Origin of the sequence: Rhizorhabdus sp. (genome assembly GCF_018006725.1) — a bacterium.
Taxonomy (GTDB): domain Bacteria; phylum Pseudomonadota; class Alphaproteobacteria; order Sphingomonadales; family Sphingomonadaceae; genus Rhizorhabdus.
Window position 1 is genome coordinate 1 of sequence record NZ_JAGMXV010000324.1, and the last position, 4469, is coordinate 4469.

Annotated in this window: 4 protein-coding genes; all 4 read left to right on the top strand. The window is 62.1% G+C overall.

All coding sequences use genetic code 11. The features are described from left to right. Positions 1-457 precede the first annotated feature (457 nt). Positions 458-2560 (top strand): TonB-dependent siderophore receptor, encoded by a 2103-nt coding sequence (locus KAY22_RS25050; RefSeq protein ID WP_296625838.1) that lies wholly within the window; start codon positions 458-460, stop codon positions 2558-2560. A 583-nt stretch (positions 2561-3143) separates the two neighbouring features. Beyond that, entirely contained in the window at positions 3144-3428 is a 285-nt protein-coding gene (locus tag KAY22_RS25055; protein ID WP_004212939.1) for a hypothetical protein, read from the top strand. 20 nt (positions 3429-3448) lie between these two features. Continuing rightward, a complete protein-coding gene (locus KAY22_RS25060) occupies positions 3449-3868 on the top strand; it encodes a periplasmic heavy metal sensor (protein WP_185708016.1) in 420 nt (139 codons plus the stop codon). After that, positions 3865-4437 carry an RNA polymerase sigma factor gene (locus tag KAY22_RS25065; protein WP_185708014.1) on the top strand — a complete coding sequence of 191 codons (573 nt, stop codon included), beginning with the start codon at positions 3865-3867 and terminating at the stop codon, positions 4435-4437. Before KAY22_RS25060 ends, KAY22_RS25065 begins: the two co-directional genes overlap by 4 nt. The last annotated feature ends 32 nt before the right edge of the window (positions 4438-4469 follow it).

The following is a 4469-nucleotide window of genomic DNA, read 5'->3' on the forward strand; positions in this document are numbered from 1 at the left end:
GGACCAGCTTGATCCCCTCACACAAGGTCGCGCCCTGGGTGATGAGGCCATAGACGGCCAAATCCTCCTGAATCGCAAAAGGGCCTTCGATCGTGTCATGCACCGCGCGCATTCTTCGTCCTCATCCTGCCTGCCCCTGAGTGTGTGATAAAGGACATTATCACATATAGAGGCGCGACGCTAGCGAAACGACCACCGCAGGCGCCGAGATCCCGAACTCGCCCCCTAATCTGGTGAGCGACGGCAGGGCTTGCTCACCGATCTGGCGGCACACCGTTCGGGCGTCTCCAACTTAGGGGGTCGATGCGCACCATTACCTTCATCACGCACTTTCAAGTCAGACATCGGCTATTGCGAAGCAGTTGCATATATCATAGGGCGGCGCACAGATTGAGAACGATTCGCAAGGGGTAAAATGAAAAAAAGTACATTAAGCGGCGCGTTAGGCCTTGGATTAATGGCCGTGCCCGCAACGGCCCAGGACCAGCCAGCTCCCCCGGCTACGGACGCACGCCAAACAATCATCGTCACCGGCGTCCGGGACGGCTACCAGGTCGATGCGACCAGCACCGCCACCCGCACTCCGACCAGTCTCAAGGACGTTCCACAGGCGGCATCGATCATCACCGAGGCGCAGATTGACGATCAAGCTATGCGCTCGATCGCCGACGTGCTTCGCTATGTCCCCGGCGCGGTGATATCTCAGGGTGAGGGTCACCGCGATCAGATCATTCTGCGCGGCAACAACAGCACCGCAGACTTCTTTGTCGATGGCCTGCGTGACGACGTGCAATATTACCGCGGCCTCTACAACGCAGAGCGGATCGAGGTCCTGAAAGGTCCCAACGCAATGATCTTCGGCCGCGGTGGTGGGGGTGGGATCGTCAACCGCGTCACCAAGCGCCCCGGTGCCAACGCCTTCATCAGTAGCAGCGGTTCGGCGGATACATATGGCGCATGGTATATCGACACCGACATCAACCAACCGATCAGCCAGTCCGCCTCGGCTCGACTGAACGCCGTCTATGAGGAGTTCAACAGCAACCGGGACTTCTACGACGGACGCCGGCTCGCGATCAATCCGACCTTTGCCGTATCGCTAGGCGGCACCACACGGATCGACCTGGGCTTCGAATACAACAATGACAAGCGCACGATCGATCGAGGCGTTCCCTCGGCTGCCCAAGGCTCTCTGACCAGCCCGTCACGCCCCCTTACCGGTTTTCGCGATACCTTTTTTGGTGTGCCGGGATTCAACGTCAGCGATTTCGAGGCTAAGGTCCTAAGCGGGCGCATCGAGCATCGGTTTAGCGACAACCTGACCGTAACCAGTCGCGTCCTCTACGGAGATTATGACAAGCTCTATCGAAACACTTTCGCGGTAACCCCGGCCACCCCGCGCGGCGCCGTCCAGAGCGTCGGCCTCGAGGCATATAGCGATCCCACGACGCGCAAGAACCTGCTCAACCAGAACGATCTCGTCTGGACCGTCACCACCGGCCCCGTCCGCCACGTGCTGCTCGCCGGCTTCGAATATGGCGATCAGCGCACGCGCAACCAGCGGATCAATGGCTTTTTCGGAAGTGGTGATATCGTCAATGGAGGGCGGCGCGTCTTTGTCGCGTTGGCTGACCGAATCACGGTGCCGCCAGTCACGCTGCGCACCACCGCCAACACCGGCTACCGGTCTATCCGGACAAATGCCGACGCCACGGCCTTCTATGTGCAGGACCAGATCTCGATCGGCGAACATGTCGATGTCATCGGCGGCGTTCGCCGCGACCGCTTCAAGCTCAGCATCGATGATCTCGTCGCCGGGCGGAGCTATAGCCGGACCGACACCCTCTGGTCTCCCCGCCTTGGGGTAGTGCTGAAGCCGGTGCAACCTGTATCGATCTACGCCAGCTATAGCCGGTCCTTCCTGCCGCAATCGGGCGATCAGTTTTCATCGCTCGACATAACAACCGCCGCGCTGGAACCAGAGAAGTTCGACAATTACGAAGTCGGCCTCAAATGGGATGTTTCCCCAACGCTTAACCTGACCGCTGCCGTCTACCGGCTCGATCGCACCAACACCCGCGCGACCGACCCCAACGACGCCACGCGGACGGTGCTAACGGGCGCGCAGCGCAGCAAAGGGCTTGAGATCGGCCTCAACGGCGCGATCACACCCCAATGGCAAATCAGCGCCGGCTACACGCTGCAGGACGCAAAAATCCGCAAGACAACGAGTGCGGCTCCTGCCGGCCGCGAGGTCCCGCTTGTGCCCAAGCAGCAGGCTTCGCTCTGGACCCGCTACGATTTCACCCCTCGCCTCGGGGCCGGGGCGGGTATCTACCACCAATCGAAAAGTTTCACCTCGGTCAGCAATGCCGCCGTCCTGCCTGCGTTCACCCGCGTCGATGCCGCCGCGTTCTTCAAGCTCACCCCCCACATCGAGGCGCAAATCAACGTCGAGAACCTCCTTAATAGCGGCTATTTTTCGTCCGCCTACAACGACAACAACATCATGCCCGGTGCGCCGACAACCGCGCGAGCGACGGTTAGAATGAGCTTTTAGACAAAGGCTTTTCCTTTGGTGCTGGATGCTTTCACCGTAGTTGTTCAGCACGCACTAAACCGCCTCCTCGGCGGGGGGGCAGACACAGACATGGCCCCTCCATTTCCTCCAGAAGACGATAGTGTCGATCTATCGCCGCTGCCCGTTCTTGGACCATTCCGCTTGCCGTCACCCAACTCCTGCGGACAGCGGAATGGTCATGTGCCGCTGCCCGGCTCACGAGCAATATCGGCGGCTTGTTGCCAATCGCGCTATCTGGTCGCGACAAACGTCGACATATGCACGGCCATGCCGTTGCCCACAGCCGCCACGCACACATTGTCGCCCCCTCGCTTGACCTGACGAACACCATGGTTGCCGCCCTAGCTGCGCTCGGCCTGCCAATAGAAGGTGAATCAGGAACTTGAAAACAGCGGGACGCGTGGATCGCCGGCCTGCGTGCGAGCTGTGAACGATTGGATGCAATGGAAGAGTGCGCCGCGGCGCTCGGGGGCGTTCCCGCTTAGTGACATTCGTTCACGTCGGATTCGAGGGGTGTTCGCCGGCCGTGCGTAAAGGATGTGAGCACGGCGGAGGAATGAACATGGATATGGATTTAGACAGCGCCTTGCGCCGCCTTGCCGAGCAGCCGCTTCATCCCCGGCTCGCTGAACTGGAAGGCGATGTCATGCGGTTGATCGCGGCGGAGCGGCGCGCCGGCGGCGGAGTGACACTGCGGACTGGCATGCTGGCAGCGGTAGGCGCGGTCGCCTTGGGAGTGGTGGGCGGCGGATTGTCGTCCGCAGCGGCGCCTGCGCAGATGCCGACGCTGACGCCTTTCGGGCCTGCCGCGCCGCTAGCGCCTTCGACCTTGCTGGCGTTCCAGTGACGGGCAGCGCCCGGAGAACGATGCTGATCGCCATCGTCGCGTTCGTGGCGGCGGTCGCAGGCGTGTGGGCTGGACACGAGTTGTTTCCTTCACCGCCGAGCCCGGGCGTGGAGCTTCACAGCTTGCTCCACGACGGGCTCGAGCTGGACGAAGCTCAACGGACCAAGCTCCAGACGCTGGAGTCTCACTTCGCCGTTCGAAGGCGTGCCTTGGAGCTGGAACTCAGGGCCGACAACGCCCGGCTCGCCGCCGCAATCGAGGCCGAACATGGTAACGGGCCGCAGGTCGCGGCCGCCGTCGATCGTTCGCACGGCGCGATGGGTGAGCTCCAGAAGGAGACGTTGAACCATATGTTCGCGATGCGGCAGATCCTGCGGCCCGACCAGGCGAGGACGTTTGACCGCGCGGTGGTGAAGGCGCTGACCGCAGACGCGCGGTGAGCCTTGATCTCGCGGCCTGCACGGACGGCGAACTCGCCGCCTTGACGCTCGCTGGACGTCAGGCCGCCTTCGCCGAGATCATGCGCCGGCACCAGGAGCCAGTCTACCGCCTGATCCGTGCACATATCGGTGACGCTGAAGAGGCGCTTGACCTCACTCAGGAATGCTTCGCGTCCGCCTTTCAGAACCTGCCAAGATATGACGGAGATCGGCCGCTCGCTGCGTGGCTGGCCCGCGTGGCGATCAACAAGAGCCGCGACTGGCATCGGCGGCGGCGCATACGCCAGATATTATCGTTCGCTTCTTCGCTGCCGCCCGAGACGATGGAAAGTGAGTGGGACGAGGCGCCGGGTGCCGACGCCATCACCTTCGATCGCGCAGAGCTTGCGCGGCTTTCGCGCGCGGTGTCCGAGCTGCCGGCCACGCTCAAGGAGACGCTTTTGCTGCGGACCGTGGAGGGCTTGTCCCAGGCGGAAACCGCCGCCGCGCTGGGGATCAGCGGAAAGGCCGTGGAGACGCGGCTCCGGCGTGCGCGTGAAAGATTATCGAAAATTCTCGACTTCGCGTGAGGGGATGAGCCTATTTGCGCGTAATGAAAGAT

What these genes read in the sequence shown, in the direction of transcription:
- KAY22_RS25055 (WP_004212939.1), top strand. Translation starts at nt 3,144, where the DNA reads ATGGATATGGATTTAGACAGCGCCTTGCGCCGCCTTGCCGAGCAGCCG.
- KAY22_RS25050 (WP_296625838.1), top strand. Translation starts at nt 458, where the DNA reads ATGGCCGTGCCCGCAACGGCCCAGGACCAGCCAGCTCCCCCGGCTACG.
- KAY22_RS25060 (WP_185708016.1), top strand. Translation starts at nt 3,449, where the DNA reads ATGCTGATCGCCATCGTCGCGTTCGTGGCGGCGGTCGCAGGCGTGTGG.